Genomic DNA, 19,630 nt, shown 5'->3' on the forward strand with positions numbered 1-19,630 from the left:
GGTACCACCCTGGCAGGGAGAACGCAGATGAACATTGTAGTGCAGGCGGATAAGGCTGCTTTCGGAAGCGGCCGAGCACAACATGCCAACGCATTGATTGAAGATGCTGGTTTGCGCATAGACAGCGAACGCAGACGCGGCCGGGGCGCGGGTATGAATCCCACTGGCCGTTTCGAGGCGGAAAGCCGCCATGTCTATGATGATGGTTGGGAAACAATTGAAGATCTACCACCATTCAAGACTGAGGTACAACTCGAAAAGCCCCGGACAATCATCACACGCAATGACTCGCCTGATATAAGTTTCGACAGGTCAATCAACCCTTATCGCGGTTGCGAACATGGTTGCATCTATTGCTTTGCCCGCCCGACACATAGCTATATGGGATTGTCCGCCGGACTTGATTTTGAATCAAAACTCTTTGCCAAGCCTGATGCAGCAAAGATGCTGGACAGGGAATTGTCCAAGCCAGGTTATACTGCAAAGACAATCGCCATCGGCACAAATACCGATCCCTATCAGCCCATCGAGAAGAAATGGCGCATTATGCGCGATATTCTTCAGGTTCTGGAGGCGCATCAACATCCCGTTGGAATCGTTACAAAATCCGCGTTGGTTATGCGGGATCAGGACATTCTGGCGCGCATGGCTGAGAAGGGCCTCGCCAAGGTTTGTCTTTCAGTGACGACCCTTGATGGAAAGCTGGCGCGCACGATGGAGCCCCGGGCTTCAACGCCTACGCGCAGACTGCAAGCCCTGCGCAGTCTTTCCGATGCAGGCGTGCCTGTTGGTGTCATGGTGGCTCCCGTCATTCCCGGGTTGAACGATCATGAGATCGAACGGATTCTCGATAGTGCCCGTGCCATGGGTGCGCTGGAAGCTGGATATGTTCTGCTTCGTTTGCCGCTTGAGGTCAGCCCGCTTTTCAAGGAGTGGCTGCTTCGAAATTATCCCGATCGCTACCGGCATGTGCTTTCGCTTGTTCGTTCCATGCGCGATGGCAAGGATTATGATGCCGAATGGGGCAAGCGCATGCGGGGTGATGGCCCCTATGCCTGGCAGATCGGGCGGCGTTTTGAAATTGCTGCAAAGCGGCTCGGAATCAACATTAACAAGAGACGCCTGCGCACCGACCTGTTCGAGCCAACGCCCGGAAACGAGCAGTTATCCTTGTTTTAGACACGCTCTTCCATCAGGTGCGATCCCCATCCCCGCCTGATGGTTACCCTGGGTAGCTTTGCCCCATCTGCTACCCGGGGACTTGCAGAGAATCAGGACGGATGCGAGAGTCGCCGCAAGATGTCTCGATTACGTTCTGATTCTCTGCTGCTTTCCTTGCCCGCTGACAAGCCCGACTTTGCCAGTGAAAAGAAGCTCATGCGCTCCGGTGTCCAGTTTGTGGCCGGTATTGACGAGGCAGGCAGAGGGCCTCTGGCAGGGCCAGTCGTTGCGGCTGCGGTCATTCTTGATCCAAAGAAAATTCCTGATGGTCTTGATGATTCAAAGCGTCTGACGGCAAAACGCCGTGAAGAACTGTTTGATATCATTACCAAAACTGCCTTAGCGTGCTCTATTTCCAGCATTTCGGCGCCAGCAATTGATGCGACTAATATCCTGAAGGCTTCGCTTGAAGCCATGCGCCGTGCGACACGCGGTCTTACGATTATTCCTCACCATGCGCTGATTGATGGCCGGGATGTCGCTCCCGGGCTGCCCTGCCCTGCAACGGCGATGATCAAAGGAGATCAACGCTCCGTTTCCATTGCCGCGGCATCCATACTTGCCAAGGTAACGCGAGACAGAATGATGAGCCAGACTGGCAAATATTATCCTCTCTATGGATTGGAATCCCATGCGGGTTACGGAACTGAAATCCATCGCAACGCGATGGAGGCACACGGTCCTGTCGTCGGCTTGCACCGCTTCAGTTTCTCGCCTTTGAAAGAACGGCAAGCCTAGAGCAAGCTCTGTTTCCCTGCCGGAGGGATTCGCGGACAAGGTCGAGGGGTTCAGCGAGGCCGATGTTTATCCATGGGACGAGGGTGAGGCCCGATGGATAAAGCACGTTTCGCTCACACCAGAGCAGCAGAAATGCTCTAACTCCATCCCCCCACAATTCCCGATATAGATCGGGTTTTTACATGCCGGGAATCGCTTAGTTCAACCGCATGCTACTAAACTGCAATTTGCACTTGCAATTTTTCGGCAAAAATCCGTGTTTTTTGGGAATTATTCTGATTTTTTCTCGATATTTCGCTCATCGTAACGAAATTTGGTTTGCATATCGAGCATTATGCTTCGCACAAAAAAAGCCGCTCAAAGGCGGCTTTACTAAAATTCGTTTGTATAATCTGCTTTTTAGTTCAACCGGGATTTGACTTCCGAAAGCGATGTTTTGAAGAGATCGGCAGATGTTTTGGCATCCACCTTTTCCGACAAAATCTTGCTGGCGGCAGCAATTGCGATATCTACAGCCGAAGCGCGAACCTCGTTGACAGCCTCAACCTCTGCCTGAGCGATTTTCTGCTCGGCAAGCTTGTTGCGACGGGCAACATAATCCTCAGTCTTCTTCTTGGCTTCCTCAAGGAGACCATGTGCTTCACGCTGCGCTATGGCAACGATCTCACCAGCTTCCTTTTCGGCTTCCTTACGCTTGCGCTGATACTCAGCCAGCAGCGATTGCGCTTCTTCGCGCAGGCGGCGGGCTTCTTCAAGCTCGTCGCGAATCTTGTCTGCACGGGCGTCAAGGGATTTACCAACGACACCTGGAACCTTCAAGTAGACGATAAGCGCCAGGAAGATGATAAGGCCAACGAGGGCATAAAAGGTTGCATCCAATTCCATGACGTTTCTCCTTAGCCTCGCACTGCTTTGACAGCAGCGGAGATTGCGGGCTTGTCGACGGCACCGCCAAACAGCTTCTTGACGATTTCAGCGGCTGTATCTTCAGCGATGGAGCCGACTTCCTGCATAGCCTTGTTCTTGATCGTGGCAATGCTGGCTTCAGCGTCACTCAGCTTCTTTTCGAGAGCTGCGGAAATTTCGGCCTGTTCGGCGTCGGCTTTCGCCTTTGCCTGATCACGGGCTTCCTGCGCAATTGCGCCGGCTTTGTTCTTTGCGTCGGCGAGTTCCTGGGTATAGGCAGCCAGAGCCTCATCAGACTCCTGTTTCATCCGTGCCGCCTGATCTAGATCAGTAGCGATACGGTCACGCCTCGTTTCGATGATACCACCGATACGCGGGAGAACCACGCGGGACAGGAAAACATAGAAAACTGCAAATGTGATTGCCAACCAAAGAAGCTGTGAAGCGAAATGGTTGGAATCAAAGGGAGGGAACACGGCTTTGGCATGACCGGTTTCCGAATGCGTTCCCGCTGTCGGATCTGCCGGAGCATGTGCATCAGGCGTTGTTCCGGGCGCAACCGTTTCGGTATGGGCCGGTGCTTCGCTCTGAGCGACTATTGTATCTGTTGTGGATGCGGCATTAGCCGAAGACACGAACATGCGTTGTCCCCTTGATTGAACTTCAAATCATACTGGCTGCGTTGGTCCGAATAACGACCGGACGCAGCCAATATCGTAAGCTGTTATTATACAGCGAAGAGAAGCAGAAGAGCGATGAGCAACGAGAAGATGCCCAGAGCTTCAGTAACGGCGAAGCCGAATACCAGACGGCCGAACTGGCCATCAGCTGCTGATGGGTTGCGCAATGCACCGGAAAGATAGCTGCCGAAAATGTTGCCAAGGCCAAGAGCCGTACCGGCCATACCAAAACAAGCCAGACCTGCACCGATGTACTTTGCTGCTACGGGATCCATATTAAACTCCTTGAGGGTAGATCGTTAGAATAGATTTGCGTTAGGCGGACATCCGCCGGTGAACTTTTTAGTGACCGCCGGGATGAACTGCGTCGTTCAAATACATGCAGGTAAGCACGGTGAAGACGTAGGCCTGAAGGAAAGCCACCAGGAATTCCAGACCCGTCAATGCCACAGTCATGGCCAGCGGCAGAATTGCGCCGCCAATTCCCACTGCGCCGAATGCGCTGAGCGAAGCCACGAAGCCGGCAAACACCTTCAGCGTGATGTGGCCAGCAAGCATGTTGGCGAACAAACGAACCGAAAGGCTGATCGGACGGGAAAGGAAAGAGATAATTTCGATTGGAACAACGAGCAGCAAGAGCGGCCCGGGCACACCCGAGGGCACAAAGACCCCGAGGAACTTGAAACCGTGTTTGGCAAAGCCATAAACAAGGACTGTTCCGATGACCAGAACCGCAAGCGCAAAGGTCACGATGATCTGGCTGGTGATGGTGAAGAAGTATGGGAACATGCCAAGCATATTGGCAACGAGCACGAACATGAAGAGCGAGAACACGAAGGGAAAGAACTTCATTCCCGCGCTGCCTGCCGATTCTCGCAATGTTGATGCGACGAACTCATAGGCCATCTCTGAAACCGACTGAAGACGGGTCGGGATAAGGCCACGGTTTGACGATGTAAGGTAAAGAAATGCCGAGGCAACGCCAACTGTGGCAACCATAAAGGCAGAGGAATTGGTGAAGGACAGATCAACGCCGCCCACATGCAAGGGAACCCATTGCGAAATGTGGAATTGATGAATCGGATCGTTGGACACTATTACCTCGTCTCTAATTCTGTTCTCACGAACGGTGCTCGATGAGCCCTATTCCGGTTTTTCATGGTCGGATTTCTTGGTGAAATCCAGCCCACTGTTTTCCGCCACACGTCCTGCAGAGCGCAGGATATTCAGCGTTCCAGCACAAAAGCCCAGCAGGAGCAGTATGATGAGCCCCCATGGCGATGTACCCAAAAATCGGTCAGCTAACCAGCCCAACCCCGCACCAACCAGAACGCCGGCGATAAATTCGCTCGACAATTTCATGGCCTGCGCGACACCGGAGGCGGTTTCCGTCCCCTTGTCTTGCGAACCGGCTTTACGGGCTGCACCCTTGGAAACAAGTTTTGCTTCCAGATTGCGGCGCCGAAGCTCCAGCTCTTCCGAAGTTAGTCCCCCGCCAGCACCCGGCGTGTCACCGACAGAACCTGACTTATCGGGATCGTTACCCGTTGCCAATGGCATGTCCTTTACACACTGAATGCGAGGCTTCATCCCCGCTTCGAAGTCGCGCGCAACATATTGTCCTGATCCTCGCTAGTCAAGGCGAAGAGTCACGACTCTCCAAGGTAATTTTTTTACTAGAATTCAATGCCTTAGGTAAATATGACTTTCCTGCTCATCACTGAGTGACAATTTTGCATGCGAATCTGGCGTTTGGCTGTGGATACAGATTGCGCAATTCAGCTAGTTAGGAGGTTCCATGGTTATAGTTTTTGAAGGGCTTCGAAGGCAATAACAGGGGGAACTCCCCATTAACCGGAACCAGAAGCGTCGTATCAAATACCTGACCAGTTTTGCGCGTCGCCTTCGGGCCCATCGGTGCAAACTATCGCTGCTCCAATGGTTCGGGGCCGCCAATTGCCTACGCCCCTACGATTTTGCGTACAAACCGCTGCTCGAGCACTTCTTTACCCCACTGCCCACCGGCCTCCTCTTCTACAAGAACAAAACCGTGCGCCTCGTATAGGCGCCGTGCGGCATCCAATCCCTTGAACGTCCAAAGCTGTATTTCGGAAAACCGTTGCTCGATGCAAAACGAGATCGCTTTATTCAGCAATTGCCTGCCAATGCCGGCGCCGCGATAACCATCCTCCATAATGAACCAGCGCAGATGAGCCACATTATTTCCGAGATCTTCGCCGTCAATCGCCACCGTACCGACGATTTTTTCCACATCTACCGCCGCCCAAATCTGATTGACAGGCCGCTCCAATCGCCCGGAAAATTCTGCGATGCCAGTGGCAACCTTGCCTTCGAAAAAATGACCGAAACTATTTGTTCGAGCATAGTAGCAGCCATGCATCTCGGCACACCGTCCAATAATACCCGGCTGATATCCACTTTGGATGGAGATTGCCGGCGACGATTGCGGTACCTTGCCTGCGCGCCGCTGTTCCAGCGCATCAGCATAGGCTGCAAGTCCATCCCGCACCTTTTCCTGCACAGCAGCGGAGTGACTACCCAGCGCAGAGGACACCACATCATCGGCAAAGGCATTGATCGCGGCGAGCGTATTATGCCCCTTGCTGGTCAAGGAAAGCACCTTGGACCTGGCGTCCTGCCCATTAGGCTGTTCAATCAGTTCGCCCGACAAAACAAGCTTGCGCACCATTCGGCTAACACTGGATTTTTCAAGGTCGAGTACAGCGCATAATTCGGCAGCGGTCAGCGTATCATTTCTGCCAATCTCGATGAGTGCATGAACGGAGGATGGAGCGAGATTCGTTCCCGCAAGGGTTGGGCGCATAAAACCTAACTCTCGAACAATGCGCCTTGAAGAATTACGTATTTGAGCAGTGTCCAGGAGGATACTCATTGTGTGGCTCGCAAATATAGTTGCATCATACAACTATATGCCTAACCTGCGAGTTTGTAAATGATATTGAAAGTGCAAAATGCGGCACGGGGATATTGATCCACGCAGTTTCAACCCTGCATTTCTTGCGGGTTGCACGATTTCAAAGAATAGATCGAGACGGGTCAAACACAGGAATTTGGGAGCAAAAGCGGAAGCACCGAACCAGCCAGTGCATCGGAGAAGATTGGCCTCTCCGACCTTGGCAAGGGCCTTGCTCTCAAAACTGGAGGTGAATCTATGTGGTACAAGCCATTTAGCTTCACGCTCATCATGAAAAGAACCCGGACAGGCTGGACGCTAACGTTCCGGGTTCATTTTCATAAATGAGAAACGGAGGATGAGCGAAAGCTCATTCTCCACTCCAGAAACATTTATATCATTGTTTTGGCGATTTCCAAGCGGTCTAAATCCAGCCGCCGCCATAAGTGCGGTAGAAAATATGCTGCCCGATTTTATCGATGCGCTTCATTGTATGGGCCCAATTTGCCCGCACGTAGGTCGCATGATAATGCGTGGCCGAACCAATTTCGGGTAGGAATATACGGCCCGAAGTAACAGCCATGGCGATTTCCTGCGCGACTTTCCACTGCTTGGGTTCGGTTACATGCAGCTTGCGGCCTTCACAGGCAAACGAGAACTGGCAGCGATTGATCCAGTCATCATTCTGATAAACGACGTTACAGATTGTTTTCGGATAGGCAGGATTTCGCACGCGGTTGAGAATAACCTGCGCCACCGCAGCCTGGCCTTTTACACTCTCGCTTCTTGCCTCAAAATAAATGCCCGTTGCCAGGCATTTTTGCTCCGCAGCAGTGAAGACAATCGGAGGCAAAGGAGTAGCCAGCCAATCATGATCGCCTTTTCCAAGTTGCGGAATGAAGCGGCCTGCCTGCTTTGGTTCGGCAAGAATGGAATCAAACGGTGATGTTTTCGAATAATCGGGAGCAGCCGGAGCATAACCAAGGGCCAGCACATCGGGCTTGTCATTATTGATCAGGCTTGCCAGCATCGGAGCGTCCGGCTCGATTTTCTCAGGCGAGCGATTGTGAAACGCAAGAGCGATCTCGATTTCCTTGCCCGCGATTTTTGGCTTAGCAAAAGCCATATCGACTTCAATGCCGTGCGTTGGCCGGATTATCATGCTTTGACGTTGCAATATCGATCCGGCGCTGAAAGCTTTTGGTGGCGCTTTCTTGCTGATCGAAACAATACGCCCCTGCTTTTCCGCCCGGTTGATCCGTGCCTCGTCAGGAGTGGCGCCCAATGCCTTGCTCGAGCCATTGATGGCCACTGAGCCTATTCCTGGTGCATTGGCGCCGCTGGCGGGAATTGATCCGGTGGCTATCCTGTCCACAAAGGACATATTTGCCTTTTGTACGGAGCCTGCCGGAGATTTTTCCAAGTAAGACGACCAGCGCCCCTGCCCTGATTCGGACCCGGAAAGCAGGCTTGCCATATCCTGATAGGCAACCACTGTCGGAGACAACAAATATATCGCTGCACCAATAAGGACTGGACCTAGATATTTGCGATTTGCCTGTTTTGAAAATGGCTGGCCTTTGCGGCGGGCACTGGAATCCCGCAAAACCTTATAGAAACGCACGCCGATACCCCACACTCACGACCGAACACTATGGTCATAAAAATGAAGCATTAACCTTGATGGAGAGTTAACGAAGGCCGCTGAAACGATGTGTTGTTAAAGTTTCCGTGGCTTGAGCAACTCCTCTTGCCACGGAAAACTACCAGCCTTAGCGCTTTTTCTTCGCCCGCCCCGCAAAGGGATTGTCCGATGTGCGCAATACAAGCCGGATAGGCACGCCATGAATATCAAAGGTTTCACGGATACCATTGGCAAGGTAGCGGACATAGGAGGTGGGGAACGCGTCGGGACGGGAGCATGAAATGACAAAACCCGGCGGGCGTGTCTTGACCTGCGTTATATATTTGATCTTCAGGCGGCGACCCGCCACGGCGGGAGGCGGATGATGGGCAAGTACCCCTTCCAGCCAGCGATTGAGGCGACCGGTGGAAATACGGCGATTCCAGATTTCGTCAGTCGAGGCTACCGCGGCCATGAGCTTGTCGATACCCTGATTGCGCTCACCCGAGATCGGCACGGCGCGAATACCGCGAACCTGCGGCAAAAGTCGTTCGGTCTTCTCACGCAGATCGGCCAGAACCATCTGGCGATTTTCGACGAGATCCCACTTGTTGAAAGCGATGATCGGCGCGCGGCCCTCACGAATGATCAGATCGGCAATCTGCAAATCCTGCTTTTCAAAAGGAATGGTCGCGTCGAGGACGATAATGACGACCTCGGCGAAGCGAATGGCGCGCAGCGCATCGCCCACGGAAAGCTTTTCCAGCTTGCCCTGAACGCGCGACTTGCGGCGCAGACCTGCCGTGTCAAAAAGCTTGATCTTGCGGCCATTCCACTCCCAATCGACCGAGATGGAATCGCGCGTAATGCCAGCTTCCGGACCTGTCAGCAGACGGTCCTCGCCAAGCATCGTATTGACCAGCGTCGACTTGCCGGCATTTGGACGCCCGACAATGGCGATGCGCAGCGGCTTTGACGAATCATAGCTCGGAATGTCTTCGGCGTCCGGATCGTCAATATCATCGCCGATCAGATCATCCATACCGCGCGGCGTAGCCGGGATGGTTACAGCGACGGAATCATCTGCATTGGCATCGACAGGCAGATACTCGTCCGGGAAGACCCGCTCTTCACCCATGGTCTCGACAATGGCGTCGCGCAGATCCGGAAAGCCCTGACCATGCTCGGCAGAAATCGGGCATGGTTCGCCAAGTCCGAGCTGATAACTGTCATACATGCCGGATTCGGCGCCGCGTGCTTCGGCTTTGTTGGCAACGAGAATAACCGGCTTGCCTGAACGGCGGACAAGATCGGCAAAGGTAACGTCTGTTGGCGTCACACCCGCTTTGGCATCGACAAGGAAAAGAATGAGATCGGCTTCACCAATGGCAAGCTCCGTCTGGGCGCGCATGCGGCCTTCGAGCGAATCGGATGCGACCTCTTCAAGACCCGCCGTATCGATGACATCGAATCTCAAATCGTAGAGCTTGGCCGCATTGACGCGGCGATCGCGGGTAACACCGGGGAGATCGTCGACGAGCGCGATTTTCCTGCCGACCAGACGGTTGAACAGAGTGGACTTTCCGACATTCGGACGGCCGATAATTGCAAGGGTAAAGCTCATCGGCTTAATATTCCTAATTCTTAATTAGCCAGCGGCCGCAGCGGGCGTGGCGCCAGTGCTTTTAAGCATGTCCAGCATTGTATCAGCAAACTGACGTATATTGGCGGGAGCCGCCTGATCATCGGAAATCTGCTTGAAGAGTTTGGTTGCATCAGCACCGCGACCGGCTTTCCAGGCAGCAAGACCAAGGGCTTCGCGCGCGGAGTGGCGCATCGGGTTGCTATCCGACGACAGCGCTTCAACACGGCTTGCCACATCATCATAAGAACCCGTATCCACCAGAATGAGGGCGGCACGCAGCTTTGCCAGATCACGAATGGCCTGCGGCACGGATGTGTCAGCAGAAACCTTGTCGAATGCAGCAACCGCACCGGCAAAATCGCCCTTTTGCGCAATCACACCGGCGGCGCGCATGCGAGCCAACACCGGATAAGCGCCATAACCATCTTTTTCAAGCTGATCGAGCGTCTTCAGGGCTTCGTCATTCTTGCCATCACGGACAAGGTTAAGCGCTGCCAGGAATTGATCGCCGGACTTTGAAGCTTCTCTTTCAGTCCAGTATTCGTAAAAGGCAAAACCAGCGGTACCGATGACGATCGCGACAACGCCGCCTATTAGCAAAGTGCTATAGCGCGCCCAGAACGCCCGCATCTTATCGGAGCGCAGTTCCTCATTTACTTCACGGAAAAAGCCGTCGTCAGTCATGGTGCCTCATGAATAGTTATCGCGCGACGGCCATGGGCAGTCACGCAAGGAGTTCAGGGGGCTTTTAGTCGGAAACTGCGCGCGATGTAAGGGGCTTGCTTAAATTAGCCGTCACATTGGTGAAACACCGATCAAAAGAACGTGCAATTTCCAGATAAACAGGACGTAAAGCACAAGGCCAATGACAATGGCGATGACATCATTGGTCACGGGTCCGGGCGTAATGACTGCAGGGGCAAGCCCAGCGCGCGCCTGACGCTTGAGCGCGATACGATCAAACACCGCCCAGGCAAGAAAGGACAAAAACAGGATAAGCGAAGCAAGATCGCCATTGGCCAGAAGATGCGCGAGCGCCCAGGTCTTGATGGATATCAACATGGGGTGCTTCAGCGCGGGCTTGATACGGCCGGGCTTTGCAATGAAAACGCCAAGAAAGACGAAGGCAAACAGCATCAGCAGCAAGGTGATGTGTTTCATCCAGACCGGAGGTTCGTAGAGTATCGGTGCCTCCAGCCGGGCCATGCCAAAGCCCCAAACCAACAGGGCAAGGCCGACGACAGACACCAGAGAATAAAGGCCTTTCCATTTGCCTTCTCCCCACTGCTCCATCTTGGCAAGCCGCCAGCGCGGCGCGACAATGCGCACTGAATGTATTCCCAGAAAAATGATGATTCCGATAATCATGACCAGCATGGCTTGTCCCCTTTTGTAACGGCACTCTACAGGGTGATTAGAATGGTTCCAACGTAAAGCATTGCGGTGGATCGCCGCGTCCGATCATCGCCACAATTGACCTGTAGCGACAGTGCTCCCTGTGGAGCTGACCTGACATCATGCAAATTTTTACCCGGATCGTTGCCGCATCGGCAGCTTTTGCAATGGCTTCGCCTGCCTATGCTGATGGTGCGACCGGACTGCGCGGCTCTATTGGTGTAAAACCACAATATGTGCTGATCTCATTTGACAATGCCGGTAGCAATGCACTTTGGGACCGTGCATTTAATCTTGCGCAGCGTTCCAACGCCAAATTTACCTATTTTCTCTCCTGCGTCTTTCTGATCGATCATTCCGACCGCAAGAGCTATCAGGCACCGGGCAAAGCTTCTGGCCGTTCCAATATTGGCTTTGCCTCTTCAAAAGAAGATATTGCAAAGCGTCTCGATAATATCTGGCGGGCGCGCAATGAAGGCCATGAGATTGGCAGCCATGCCTGCGGCCATTTCGATGGCAAGAACTGGACCAAGGCCGAATGGGAAAGTGAGCTTGTCACCTATCGACAAGTGTTGAGCGATGCCTGGACAAAATATGGCACCGGCCCGGAACCGGAAGGATGGAAGAATTTCGTTGCAAAGGAGATTCGCGGCTTTCGCGCTCCCTATCTTTCAGAAAGCCCGGCCCTGATTGCCGCTTTGAAAGATCAGGGCTTCACCTTTGATGGCAGCGGCGTTTCAAAAGGCCCCGCTTTGCCGTTGCATGCGGGTGGACTTTACCAGTTTGGCCTACCGACAATCGCCGAAGGACCGCAGAACCGGCCCGTGATCGCCATGGATTATAATATGTTTGTGCGTCATTCCGGCGGCTTCGAGCGTACAGACCACATGGGCGAGTTTGAGAATCGGGCCTATGAGGCATTCAAGGGCGCATTTGAGCGGCAATATCAGGGCAAACGCATTCCTTTCCAGATCGGACTACATTTCACACTGATGAATGGCGATGCCTATTGGCGCGCGCTGGAGCGCTTTACTGCCGAGGTGTGTACGAAAGCCGACGTACGCTGCACGACCTATAGCGATTATCTGAAAGAAACCGGCGGCGTGGAAGCTGCCTCCACGCCCGATCTGACACAGCCGCAAACCGGCGGCGGAATTTAACCGCCGGCCTTTCTAGGCAGCATCGAGAATCGTAATCAGTATTTTCTTGCCGAGCACAGCCAAGGCAGCCTCAAGCAAATATAATTTGGTTGGATGATCGGGATCAAGGATACGTCGCGCTTCGGTTTCAGCTTTGCCCAACGGCCGCGCAAGCTCGGACTTGGGCAGCCCTTCTGATTTGAATGCGATTATCACGGCTAGCTTCAAAGCGTCATGGACTTCAAAGGGAATATCGACAAGACCTTTCCGGCCTTTGTTGATGGCATTGGAATATCTCTATCATCAGCAAGATAGCCACGAAGCGCCAATCCGAGCGCTTACACCGCATTGGCCTTTGCTTCGACCATAGTTTCCCCATGCGTTATTGTCTCAGGGACATCGGTAAATGTCACCAGAAAACCACCATTGGGATCTTGCTCGAAATGAGCACAGTAGGAATAATGCATCCAGTTTCCCGTCTAAACGATTTCCGGCTGCTTCTTTATTAATCGGACATAGCCAGGCGTAAGTTCGCTAAATTTTATCGTGGTAAATTTCTCGCCGATCCTGATGCGGTAATGCGATCCTTTTCCACGATTAACAGTGATCTCAAATTCATTCCGGAAAGTCTCGCAACCTCGGATACCTATGAGACCAAAGTAGGGGCGGCCTTAATGCCGCCCGCCAACTATCTCTCTTCTTGCGTCCGCAAGTAATGTTCATCGATCGCTGGTAGTGGTTCGTCGTATATGACCGATTCGAAGGCGCGAAGGCGTTTGTAAATCGAAATCAGTTCCACAATCGTAGGCCAAGCCGTCACCAGATATTGGAATGAATTGCTAACTTGGCTGAAGGCAGTCGAAATCTGCTGCCACAACCCCATCGTCAATTTCCCGGCCACAATACTTGGTATGAGAATGATGTCGAGGATAAGCCCGTCAGCCTGTCCATAGAAACTTCTGGCCACATTAAAATACGCATAGTGAAAATAGAGCCGGAAGTAGTTCTTCCGCACGTTTCGAAAGAGCTCCGCAAGCGTCAAAGGTTGAGCGCGTGTTTCGTCATCTTCGCCAAACACCAGTTCCTTGCGGTACGCGGCTTCAACACGTTGATTTTTGAACTCCAGCCCTGGAAGTCTGATCCCGACGACTGCAAGAAGCAATGTGCCAACGAGTGACCAAACAATCGATAGAACCACCAGAGAATAAGGGATTTGACCGATAATCGGCACTTCAGTGACGTAGCTTGAAAGATGCGCTAATAGCGGCATGAATGCGATCAGATTCATGACGGCCTGAATGAGACTGACACCAAGCGCTTCAACTGTTGTCGAAAAGCGCATCGTATCTTCCTGAACACGCTGCGACGCACCTTCGATATGCCGCAACTGGTTCCAGTGTTCGACGTAGAATTCGTTCATAGCCGTGCGCCAGCGGAATATGTAATGGCTGGTGAAATATGTAAAAACAACGCTCAGCCCTATTGCAAGGAACGCAATGCCCGCAAATAGCCAGTTTTGCCAATAGAACTCCGCAGCTGACACCGAGCCTGGCTGGCTGAACGCCTGTTGAAAGAGGTTCCAATAAGGCCCACGCCAGTCGTTAATGGCGAGACTTATTTGCACGGTGAAATACGTATTGAATATTATAAGAGCAGAGCCGAGAATGGACCATCTTTGCCAACGATGCGGAGCATACCACATCCAGAATGAAGCAAATACGGCGACAAAAGCAGCAAAATAAATGTAGAGCCATATATACGGCCTGGTGATGAACACGCCAACGCCAATCACCGGTGGTGCATCGGGTGCAGCTGGCGGCAGACCAAAATAAGCACCAAGCTGCTCGCCCGCAAAAATCCAGAACAAAACCGCAAACAACGCCCACAGGACAGCTGATGTGAAAAACAGCTTGGGCTTGGGAAAAAATGAAACGAACACCGTCGTGACCCTCGTAAAAACTATGCAAATCGCAGTGCTACGAGTTGCACAAGTTTTCCAGCACGAATAGGGCAAACCGTGAGTTGGCGTAATTAAATTACCGTAATGATGGGTGTTCTTGACAGCTATTGCATGTTTGAAGAATGCACTTCGAATTCCGAAAGCTGTCCAGCGGCATTCGCGTTATGCGTGGTTCGACAAGCTCACCATGAGGAAAGTGGGTGGGTTGCAAGCTTATCATCAATGTTTCAGCTACATCGCAAATGCGACCTCCCTGCAATCACCTGCCCTCCTCATGGTGAGCTTGTCGAACCACGCAATATAGAAATGCAGTTTGGATCAGCCCGCCACTTTCCGACCCGCAGAAAATGCAAAGAATGAGCCAATCACCAGCCCCGCTGCTGCTAGCAGCGTGGATGAGGTGAAATTACCGCTGATATCGGCAAGATAACCGGCAATCAAAGGTCCAACGATCTGCCCGATACCAAAGGCCGCCGTTGTGATCGCCATCATCCGGCGTGGGGATTGCGGTACGAGCTGACGCCCTGCCTGAAACACGAAGGCGGTAATGACCATGATCGTGAGGCCCAACAGCAAGCCCCCGATAAGTGGGCCAATGGGAGATGGCAGGATGACGCTGCCTGCAACACCACCGGCCAGCGCGAGCAGGCTGAAGGCAAGGGATGTAAAGGGGCCAACGCGGCGCAGCACGGGGTTCCAGATCCAGACTGAGAATATGCCCGCAAAGCCGGTGCAAAGCCACACGAAAGCTTCTGTCGAGGCGCTGCCCTCATTGGCCCGGACAATGGCCATGATGAAGGTTGCGGTGATGACATAGCCAATGCCGAACAGCGCATAGGCTATATTGAGCTTGATGAATTCTGCCGTCCAGGCGATGGCCGGTTCCTTGATGTCCGCGCCGGTGCGCAGCGGTCCTTCGCGGATTAACAAGGCAACTGCGATCAAGCCAAGCGTGGAAAGGACTGCCGCGCCTACCCAATCGGCACGCCAGCCATAGCCGGTGAATGCGACCAGCGCCACTAGCATAGCTGACAAGGCGATACCGGTACCGACACCGCCAAAATGCAGAGCTTGCAGATCCAACCTGCCTGCAGCGCCGAGGTGACTGAATACAATCGTCGCGGCGAAAACCAGCATGAAAGCGCTGGCCATGCCTGCGAGAAAGCGGATGACAGAAAACAGCAGCACATTTTCCGTAAGGCTCATTGCCAGGCACAAGGCGGCGCTTGCGGCAAGCGAGCCAAGCATGACTTTGCGCTCAATGCCTGCCGCCCACGCGTAACCGGCAACAATCGCACCAACGAGATAGCCAAGGAAATTCGCCGAGGCGATGATGCCTGCATCACCGGCGGAAAGACCAAGATCACTCATCATGCCGGGTAGAATAGGCGTATAGACAAAACGACCGATACCCATGCCAATAGCCATAGCAACCAGCCCGCCGAGGGCGAAGCGAAGTGGAGATGCGGTGCCTGAATTCATGCGCGGACATTATCCCTGCTTGCCGCAGAGACAAGACAATTAATTTGATAGCTGCATCGACCCCGATTGATGGTTGCTGATAGCAACGAGTTGCCAGCACGAGCGCTTCGATATTTTTCGCTTGCAATACTTAGGATTTTACCTAAGTATTGCTCAATCGACATATGAGGACTCGCAGATCCATGCCCACCGCTACCGCACTGGCTGCTCCACCCGTTCCCGTTGATGCCGTTTTTCGCGCGCTGGCAGACCCGACGCGGCGGCAAGTGCTTGAACGGCTTGTCAACAGCCCGGCTTCGGTCAGCGAACTCGCCGAACCTTTCAACATGGCGTTGCCGTCCTTTGTCGAGCATTTGCGGGTGCTTGAAAGCAGTGGTTTGGTCAACTCGCAAAAAAAGGGACGCGTTCGAACCTATCGCATTCAAACCGAACCAATGAAACTTGCCGAGAATTGGCTGTCCAAGCAACGGACCCTGTGGGAACGCCGTCTCGATCAACTTGACGATTACATGCTTACACTCAAGGAGGAAAACACGTGACTTATGATTTGAAAGTTGATCCAAAGCTCGATCTCGTTCTGGAGCGGACTATCGATGTGCCGCGCGCGCTCGTATGGAAGTGCTGGACGATGCCGGAACATGTCAGCAAGTGGTTTACGCCGAAACCCTGGACAATTTCCGATTGTGAGATTGATCTGCGTCCGGGCGGGATTTTCCGCACGGTAATGAATGGTCCCGATGGAGAACAGTCGATCAATTATGGTTGCTATCTGGATATAGTGCCAAATGAACGTTTGATCTGGACCGACGCCCTGTTGCCTGGATACCGCCCTGCCGAAAATCCATTCCTGACCGCCGTTCTTCTGCTCAAGGACGAAGGAAGCGGCACGCGCTATACTGCCGTGGCGATTCACCGCGATCAAACCACGCGCGACCGGCACGAGGAAATGGGCTTTTATGACGGCTGGGGCACGGTGCTGGACCAGATGATCGAATATTCGAAGACCATCTGATTTAGAAATGCCAAGGGGTGATTCAACGGATCGTCGCCTTTAGCGTCAGTCTTGTCGCTGGACGGATTGACCTTCGCCACGGCGTGCCTATATTCAACCTGCACGTTCTCAGGGCGGGGTGTAATTCCCCACCGGCGGTAGCAGGCAGAAATGCCTGAAGCCCGCGAGCGCTTCCAGCACCCGCTGGAAGGTCAGCAGATCCGGTCCAATTCCGGAGCCGACGGTATAGTCCGGATGAAAGAGAGCAAGCATTGGCAAGATCCCGCCACAGGTGGGGTCTGATCTGTGCGTGTTCGCCCAAAGGGATCATTGAAAAATGGCAAAACCCTGAAAGGCCCGATAAATGACTATTGTTTCCCATCCTTCTACTAAAATCGCCATCATCCGCGCACGCTGGCATGCGGATATTGTCGACCAGTGCGTCAACTCATTCGTTGAGCAATGGGCGGCACTTGGCGGTGATCGCTCCGATGTCGAAATCTTCGACGTTCCGGGCGCGCTCGAAATACCGCTCCATGCACAGACATTGATCTCAACCGGCAAATTCTCGGCCGTTCTCGGCACGGCTTTCGTGGTTGATGGCGGTATTTATCGCCATGATTTCGTTGCCGGAACCGTGCTGGATGCAATGATGCGCGTTCAACTCGACAGCGGCATTCCCGTACTATCCGCAGTTCTCACTCCCCATAATTTCCAGGAGTCGGCAGCCCATATCGCCTTCTTCAAGGATCATTTTGTCATCAAGGGTGTGGAAGCTGCCAATGCATGCTCGCAGATATTGCAGGCCCGCGCTAAGCTTGCGATGATTGACGCCTGACAAGGCAGAATATGCATCTGGGAGGATCGACGTGAAGACCAAGAAGATTATCAATGACGGCGCCAATGCTGTCGACGAAATGCTGGAAGGGGTGCTTGCCGCCCACTCCGCAAAGGTCTTTGCGCTCGATCATTCTCCCCGCTCAATTATTGCCCGGGACGGCCCCCGCCCCGGCAAGGTCGGCATGGTGATCGGCGGCGGCTCGGGACACGAGCCATCATTTCTCGGATTTGTCGGCAAGGGTCTTGCTGATGCCGCCGCTATCGGCAATGTCTTTGCCTCGCCGCCGCCTGACCCGATCATCGAATGCACCAAGGCAGTCAATAATGGCGCCGGGGTGCTTTACATGTATGGCAATTATGCTGGCGACGTGATGAATTTCGACATGGCGGCAGAAATGGTCGCCATGGAGGATATTGAAGTTCGTACCGTGCTGACGACCGATGATGTCGCCTCCGCTCATGCCGATCAACGTGACAAACGACGCGGCGTTGCCGGCAACGTCTTCGTGTTCAAGGCTGCCGGAGCCGCTTGCGACAAGATGCTGCCGATTGATGAATGCGAGCGGATTGCCCGCAAGGCCAATGACCGCACTTTCACCTTTGGCGTGGCGCTTTCGCCCTGTTCACTCCCCCAGACACTCAAACCGAATTTCACGCTTGGTGAAGATGAAATGGAAGTCGGCATGGGAATCCATGGCGAGCCTGGTATCTCCAAAGAAAAGCTGAAACCAGCTGATGCCATCACCGATGAATTGATGGACAAGATATTGGATGAAATGGCCGCACCGAAAGGGGACCGCGTGGCTGTGATTGTCAATTCGCTGGGTTCAACGCCTCTCATGGAGCTTTATATCATGATGCGGCAGGTGAAAAAACGGCTGGATCAGGCCGGGCTTGCGCTGCACTTGAGCCTTGTCGGCAATTATTGCACCTCGTTGGAGATGGCCGGCGCTTCGATTACCGTCATGCATCTGGACGCGGAATTGCAGGAGATGATCGATCATCCGTGCGATTGCGCCATGTTTCGGGCGGGCTGATCAATGAGCGAAATTACCGCTGCAAATCTGATTTCCATGTTTGCGGAAATCGCCAAGGCCATGGCTGAATCCAAGGCACATTTGTGCGAGCTGGATGGCGTTATTGGCGATGCCGATCACGGCATAGCCATGGATCTGGGCTTTTCGACAGTTGCAACCAATCTCGCGGCGCCGGATATTACCGCAGCCGATCCCACAACCGTATTCAACACAGCGGCCAAGTCGTTTCTCAACGCTGTCGGCGCTTCCTCCGGCCCGCTTTATGCGACCGCATTCATGCGCGCTGGAGTAAGTGTTAAGGGCAAAACCGTACTAACTGCATCGGACTTTGCCGATGCCTTCATTGCCATGGCGAAGGGTATTCAGGATCGCGGGAAAGCCGAAATTGGCGATAAGACCATGATCGATGCCTGGGTGCCCGCTGCCGAGGCAGTGGAGAGCGCAAAGACACAAGGGGCTTCATTGGCGGAAATATTGGACAAAGCGGGTAAAGCCGCCGAGGCCGGAGCAGAAGCAACCAAGGCGATGATCGCTTCAAAGGGGCGCTCCGCCCGTCTTGGCGAGCGCGCCATTGGCCATATTGATCCGGGCGCCGCTTCAGCAGCCATACTCATCAGAGCCATGGGCAAGGGATTGGGTTAGCAAATTGCATTAGTAGAGTGCGTGGTTCGACAAGCTCACCATGAGGAAGAATGCTGATTGCAGAGAGCAAGTTTTGCGAGGTTATTGCAACCAACAACTTCCCTCATGGTGAGCCATCCTGAGCTTGTCGAAGGGCGAACCACGCACAAAGGTAAAGCTAAGGCTGCTCGCTATTTACTTCCCCGCATCCAGCCTGTCGATTGCTTCGACATTACCTGCTGAAGCGCCATTCGGATCGAACTCGGATTCCAGCCATTTATCCACGATAGCCTTGGCAAGCTCCGGGCCGATAACACGAGCGCCCATGGTGATGATCTGCGCATTGTTGGATTTGGCAGCACGCTCGGCGGAATAGGTATCATGGGTCAGCGCGGCGCGAATGCCCGGCACCTTGT

General features: G+C 53.4%; 23 protein-coding genes and 1 riboswitch. Of the genes, 8 read left to right on the plus strand and 15 right to left on the minus strand.

The window, feature by feature from the left end:
• Positions 1-27 precede the first annotated feature (27 nt).
• Together ACTJI9_RS07150 and ACTJI9_RS07155 are read left to right on the plus strand one after the other, a co-directional pair.
• Positions 28-1,179 carry a PA0069 family radical SAM protein gene (locus tag ACTJI9_RS07150; protein ID WP_162802436.1) on the plus strand — a complete coding sequence of 384 codons (1,152 nt, stop codon included), beginning with the start codon at positions 28-30 and terminating at the stop codon, positions 1,177-1,179.
• A 120-nt stretch (positions 1,180-1,299) separates the two neighbouring features.
• Complete coding sequence (locus ACTJI9_RS07155; RefSeq protein WP_440806887.1) at positions 1,300-1,959, plus strand: ribonuclease HII; 660 nt, start codon at positions 1,300-1,302, stop codon at positions 1,957-1,959.
• A gap of 399 nt (positions 1,960-2,358) precedes the next feature.
• Here ACTJI9_RS07155 and ACTJI9_RS07160 read toward each other — a convergent pair whose 3' ends face one another.
• The 10 genes from ACTJI9_RS07160 to ACTJI9_RS07205 form a co-directional block, all read right to left on the minus strand.
• Positions 2,359-2,844 (minus strand): F0F1 ATP synthase subunit B, encoded by a 486-nt coding sequence (locus tag ACTJI9_RS07160; protein WP_115052155.1) that lies wholly within the window; start codon positions 2,842-2,844, stop codon positions 2,359-2,361.
• A gap of 11 nt (positions 2,845-2,855) precedes the next feature.
• Positions 2,856-3,506, minus strand: coding sequence for a F0F1 ATP synthase subunit B (locus ACTJI9_RS07165; protein ID WP_115052156.1), 651 nt, complete (start codon positions 3,504-3,506; stop codon positions 2,856-2,858).
• A gap of 86 nt (positions 3,507-3,592) precedes the next feature.
• Positions 3,593-3,820 carry a F0F1 ATP synthase subunit C gene (locus ACTJI9_RS07170; protein WP_008125314.1) on the minus strand — a complete coding sequence of 76 codons (228 nt, stop codon included), beginning with the start codon at positions 3,818-3,820 and terminating at the stop codon, positions 3,593-3,595.
• A 67-nt stretch (positions 3,821-3,887) separates the two neighbouring features.
• Positions 3,888-4,640: a F0F1 ATP synthase subunit A gene (locus ACTJI9_RS07175; protein ID WP_115052157.1), complete on the minus strand. Its 753-nt coding sequence runs from the start codon at positions 4,638-4,640 to the stop codon at positions 3,888-3,890.
• Positions 4,641-4,688: 48 nt separating this feature from the next.
• Entirely contained in the window at positions 4,689-5,099 is a 411-nt protein-coding gene (locus tag ACTJI9_RS07180; protein ID WP_307283218.1) for an AtpZ/AtpI family protein, read from the minus strand.
• Between the two features lie 406 nt (positions 5,100-5,505).
• Complete coding sequence (locus tag ACTJI9_RS07185) at positions 5,506-6,390, minus strand: bifunctional helix-turn-helix transcriptional regulator/GNAT family N-acetyltransferase (RefSeq protein ID WP_440806892.1); 885 nt, start codon at positions 6,388-6,390, stop codon at positions 5,506-5,508.
• A 514-nt stretch (positions 6,391-6,904) separates the two neighbouring features.
• Positions 6,905-8,104 (minus strand): cell wall hydrolase, encoded by a 1,200-nt coding sequence (locus ACTJI9_RS07190; RefSeq protein ID WP_370878808.1) that lies wholly within the window; start codon positions 8,102-8,104, stop codon positions 6,905-6,907.
• 148 nt (positions 8,105-8,252) lie between these two features.
• A complete protein-coding gene (der, locus tag ACTJI9_RS07195) occupies positions 8,253-9,728 on the minus strand; it encodes a ribosome biogenesis GTPase Der (RefSeq protein ID WP_115052160.1) in 1,476 nt (491 codons plus the stop codon).
• A gap of 24 nt (positions 9,729-9,752) precedes the next feature.
• Complete coding sequence (locus ACTJI9_RS07200; RefSeq protein ID WP_354346868.1) at positions 9,753-10,433, minus strand: tetratricopeptide repeat protein; 681 nt, start codon at positions 10,431-10,433, stop codon at positions 9,753-9,755.
• A gap of 111 nt (positions 10,434-10,544) precedes the next feature.
• The gene (locus ACTJI9_RS07205) at positions 10,545-11,126 is read right to left on the minus strand and encodes an NnrU family protein (RefSeq protein ID WP_115052162.1); all 582 of its coding nucleotides are present in this window, start codon (positions 11,124-11,126) and stop codon (positions 10,545-10,547) included.
• A gap of 140 nt (positions 11,127-11,266) precedes the next feature.
• On the opposite strand from ACTJI9_RS07205, the gene ACTJI9_RS07210 reads away from it, so the two are divergent.
• Positions 11,267-12,304, plus strand: coding sequence for a polysaccharide deacetylase family protein (locus ACTJI9_RS07210; RefSeq protein ID WP_336440748.1), 1,038 nt, complete (start codon positions 11,267-11,269; stop codon positions 12,302-12,304).
• 12 nt (positions 12,305-12,316) lie between these two features.
• Here the strand turns inward: ACTJI9_RS07210 and ACTJI9_RS07215 are convergent, their stop codons facing one another.
• The 4 genes from ACTJI9_RS07215 to ACTJI9_RS07230 all read right to left on the minus strand — a co-directional run bounded on the left by ACTJI9_RS07215 (position 12,317) and on the right by ACTJI9_RS07230 (position 15,725).
• Positions 12,317-12,499 carry a hypothetical protein gene (locus ACTJI9_RS07215; protein ID WP_440806898.1) on the minus strand — a complete coding sequence of 61 codons (183 nt, stop codon included), beginning with the start codon at positions 12,497-12,499 and terminating at the stop codon, positions 12,317-12,319.
• Between the two features lie 122 nt (positions 12,500-12,621).
• Positions 12,622-12,750: a type II toxin-antitoxin system HicB family antitoxin gene (locus tag ACTJI9_RS07220; protein WP_440806900.1), complete on the minus strand. Its 129-nt coding sequence runs from the start codon at positions 12,748-12,750 to the stop codon at positions 12,622-12,624.
• Between the two features lie 221 nt (positions 12,751-12,971).
• Positions 12,972-14,222 carry a peptide antibiotic transporter SbmA gene (gene sbmA / locus ACTJI9_RS07225; RefSeq protein WP_115052164.1) on the minus strand — a complete coding sequence of 417 codons (1,251 nt, stop codon included), beginning with the start codon at positions 14,220-14,222 and terminating at the stop codon, positions 12,972-12,974.
• 339 nt (positions 14,223-14,561) lie between these two features.
• Entirely contained in the window at positions 14,562-15,725 is a 1,164-nt protein-coding gene (locus ACTJI9_RS07230) for a YbfB/YjiJ family MFS transporter (RefSeq protein ID WP_307283195.1), read from the minus strand.
• A gap of 182 nt (positions 15,726-15,907) precedes the next feature.
• On the opposite strand from ACTJI9_RS07230, the gene ACTJI9_RS07235 reads away from it, so the two are divergent.
• From ACTJI9_RS07235 to dhaL, 5 genes are all read left to right on the plus strand, one after another.
• Positions 15,908-16,264, plus strand: coding sequence for an ArsR/SmtB family transcription factor (locus tag ACTJI9_RS07235; protein ID WP_115052166.1), 357 nt, complete (start codon positions 15,908-15,910; stop codon positions 16,262-16,264).
• Positions 16,261-16,737 carry an SRPBCC family protein gene (locus ACTJI9_RS07240; RefSeq protein ID WP_440806905.1) on the plus strand — a complete coding sequence of 159 codons (477 nt, stop codon included), beginning with the start codon at positions 16,261-16,263 and terminating at the stop codon, positions 16,735-16,737. The genes ACTJI9_RS07235 and ACTJI9_RS07240 overlap by 4 nt, the downstream gene beginning before the upstream one ends.
• A gap of 100 nt (positions 16,738-16,837) precedes the next feature.
• Positions 16,838-16,987: riboswitch (FMN riboswitch) on the plus strand.
• Between the two features lie 93 nt (positions 16,988-17,080).
• Positions 17,081-17,554 (plus strand): 6,7-dimethyl-8-ribityllumazine synthase, encoded by a 474-nt coding sequence (locus tag ACTJI9_RS07245; RefSeq protein ID WP_115052168.1) that lies wholly within the window; start codon positions 17,081-17,083, stop codon positions 17,552-17,554.
• A 31-nt stretch (positions 17,555-17,585) separates the two neighbouring features.
• On the plus strand, positions 17,586-18,593 hold the full coding sequence (locus ACTJI9_RS07250) for a dihydroxyacetone kinase subunit DhaK (RefSeq protein WP_440806908.1): 1,008 nt from the start codon (positions 17,586-17,588) through the stop codon (positions 18,591-18,593).
• A 3-nt stretch (positions 18,594-18,596) separates the two neighbouring features.
• Complete coding sequence (gene dhaL, locus ACTJI9_RS07255) at positions 18,597-19,235, plus strand: dihydroxyacetone kinase subunit DhaL (protein WP_440806910.1); 639 nt, start codon at positions 18,597-18,599, stop codon at positions 19,233-19,235.
• 174 nt (positions 19,236-19,409) lie between these two features.
• On the opposite strand, the gene ACTJI9_RS07260 is transcribed toward dhaL, so the two are convergent.
• Positions 19,410-19,630: RpiB/LacA/LacB family sugar-phosphate isomerase (locus ACTJI9_RS07260; protein ID WP_440806913.1), on the minus strand; the 221-nt coding region annotated here is incomplete at its 5' end.

Source organism: Phyllobacterium sp. 22552 (assembly GCF_052044585.1).
Lineage (GTDB): Bacteria > Pseudomonadota > Alphaproteobacteria > Rhizobiales > Rhizobiaceae > Phyllobacterium > Phyllobacterium ifriqiyense.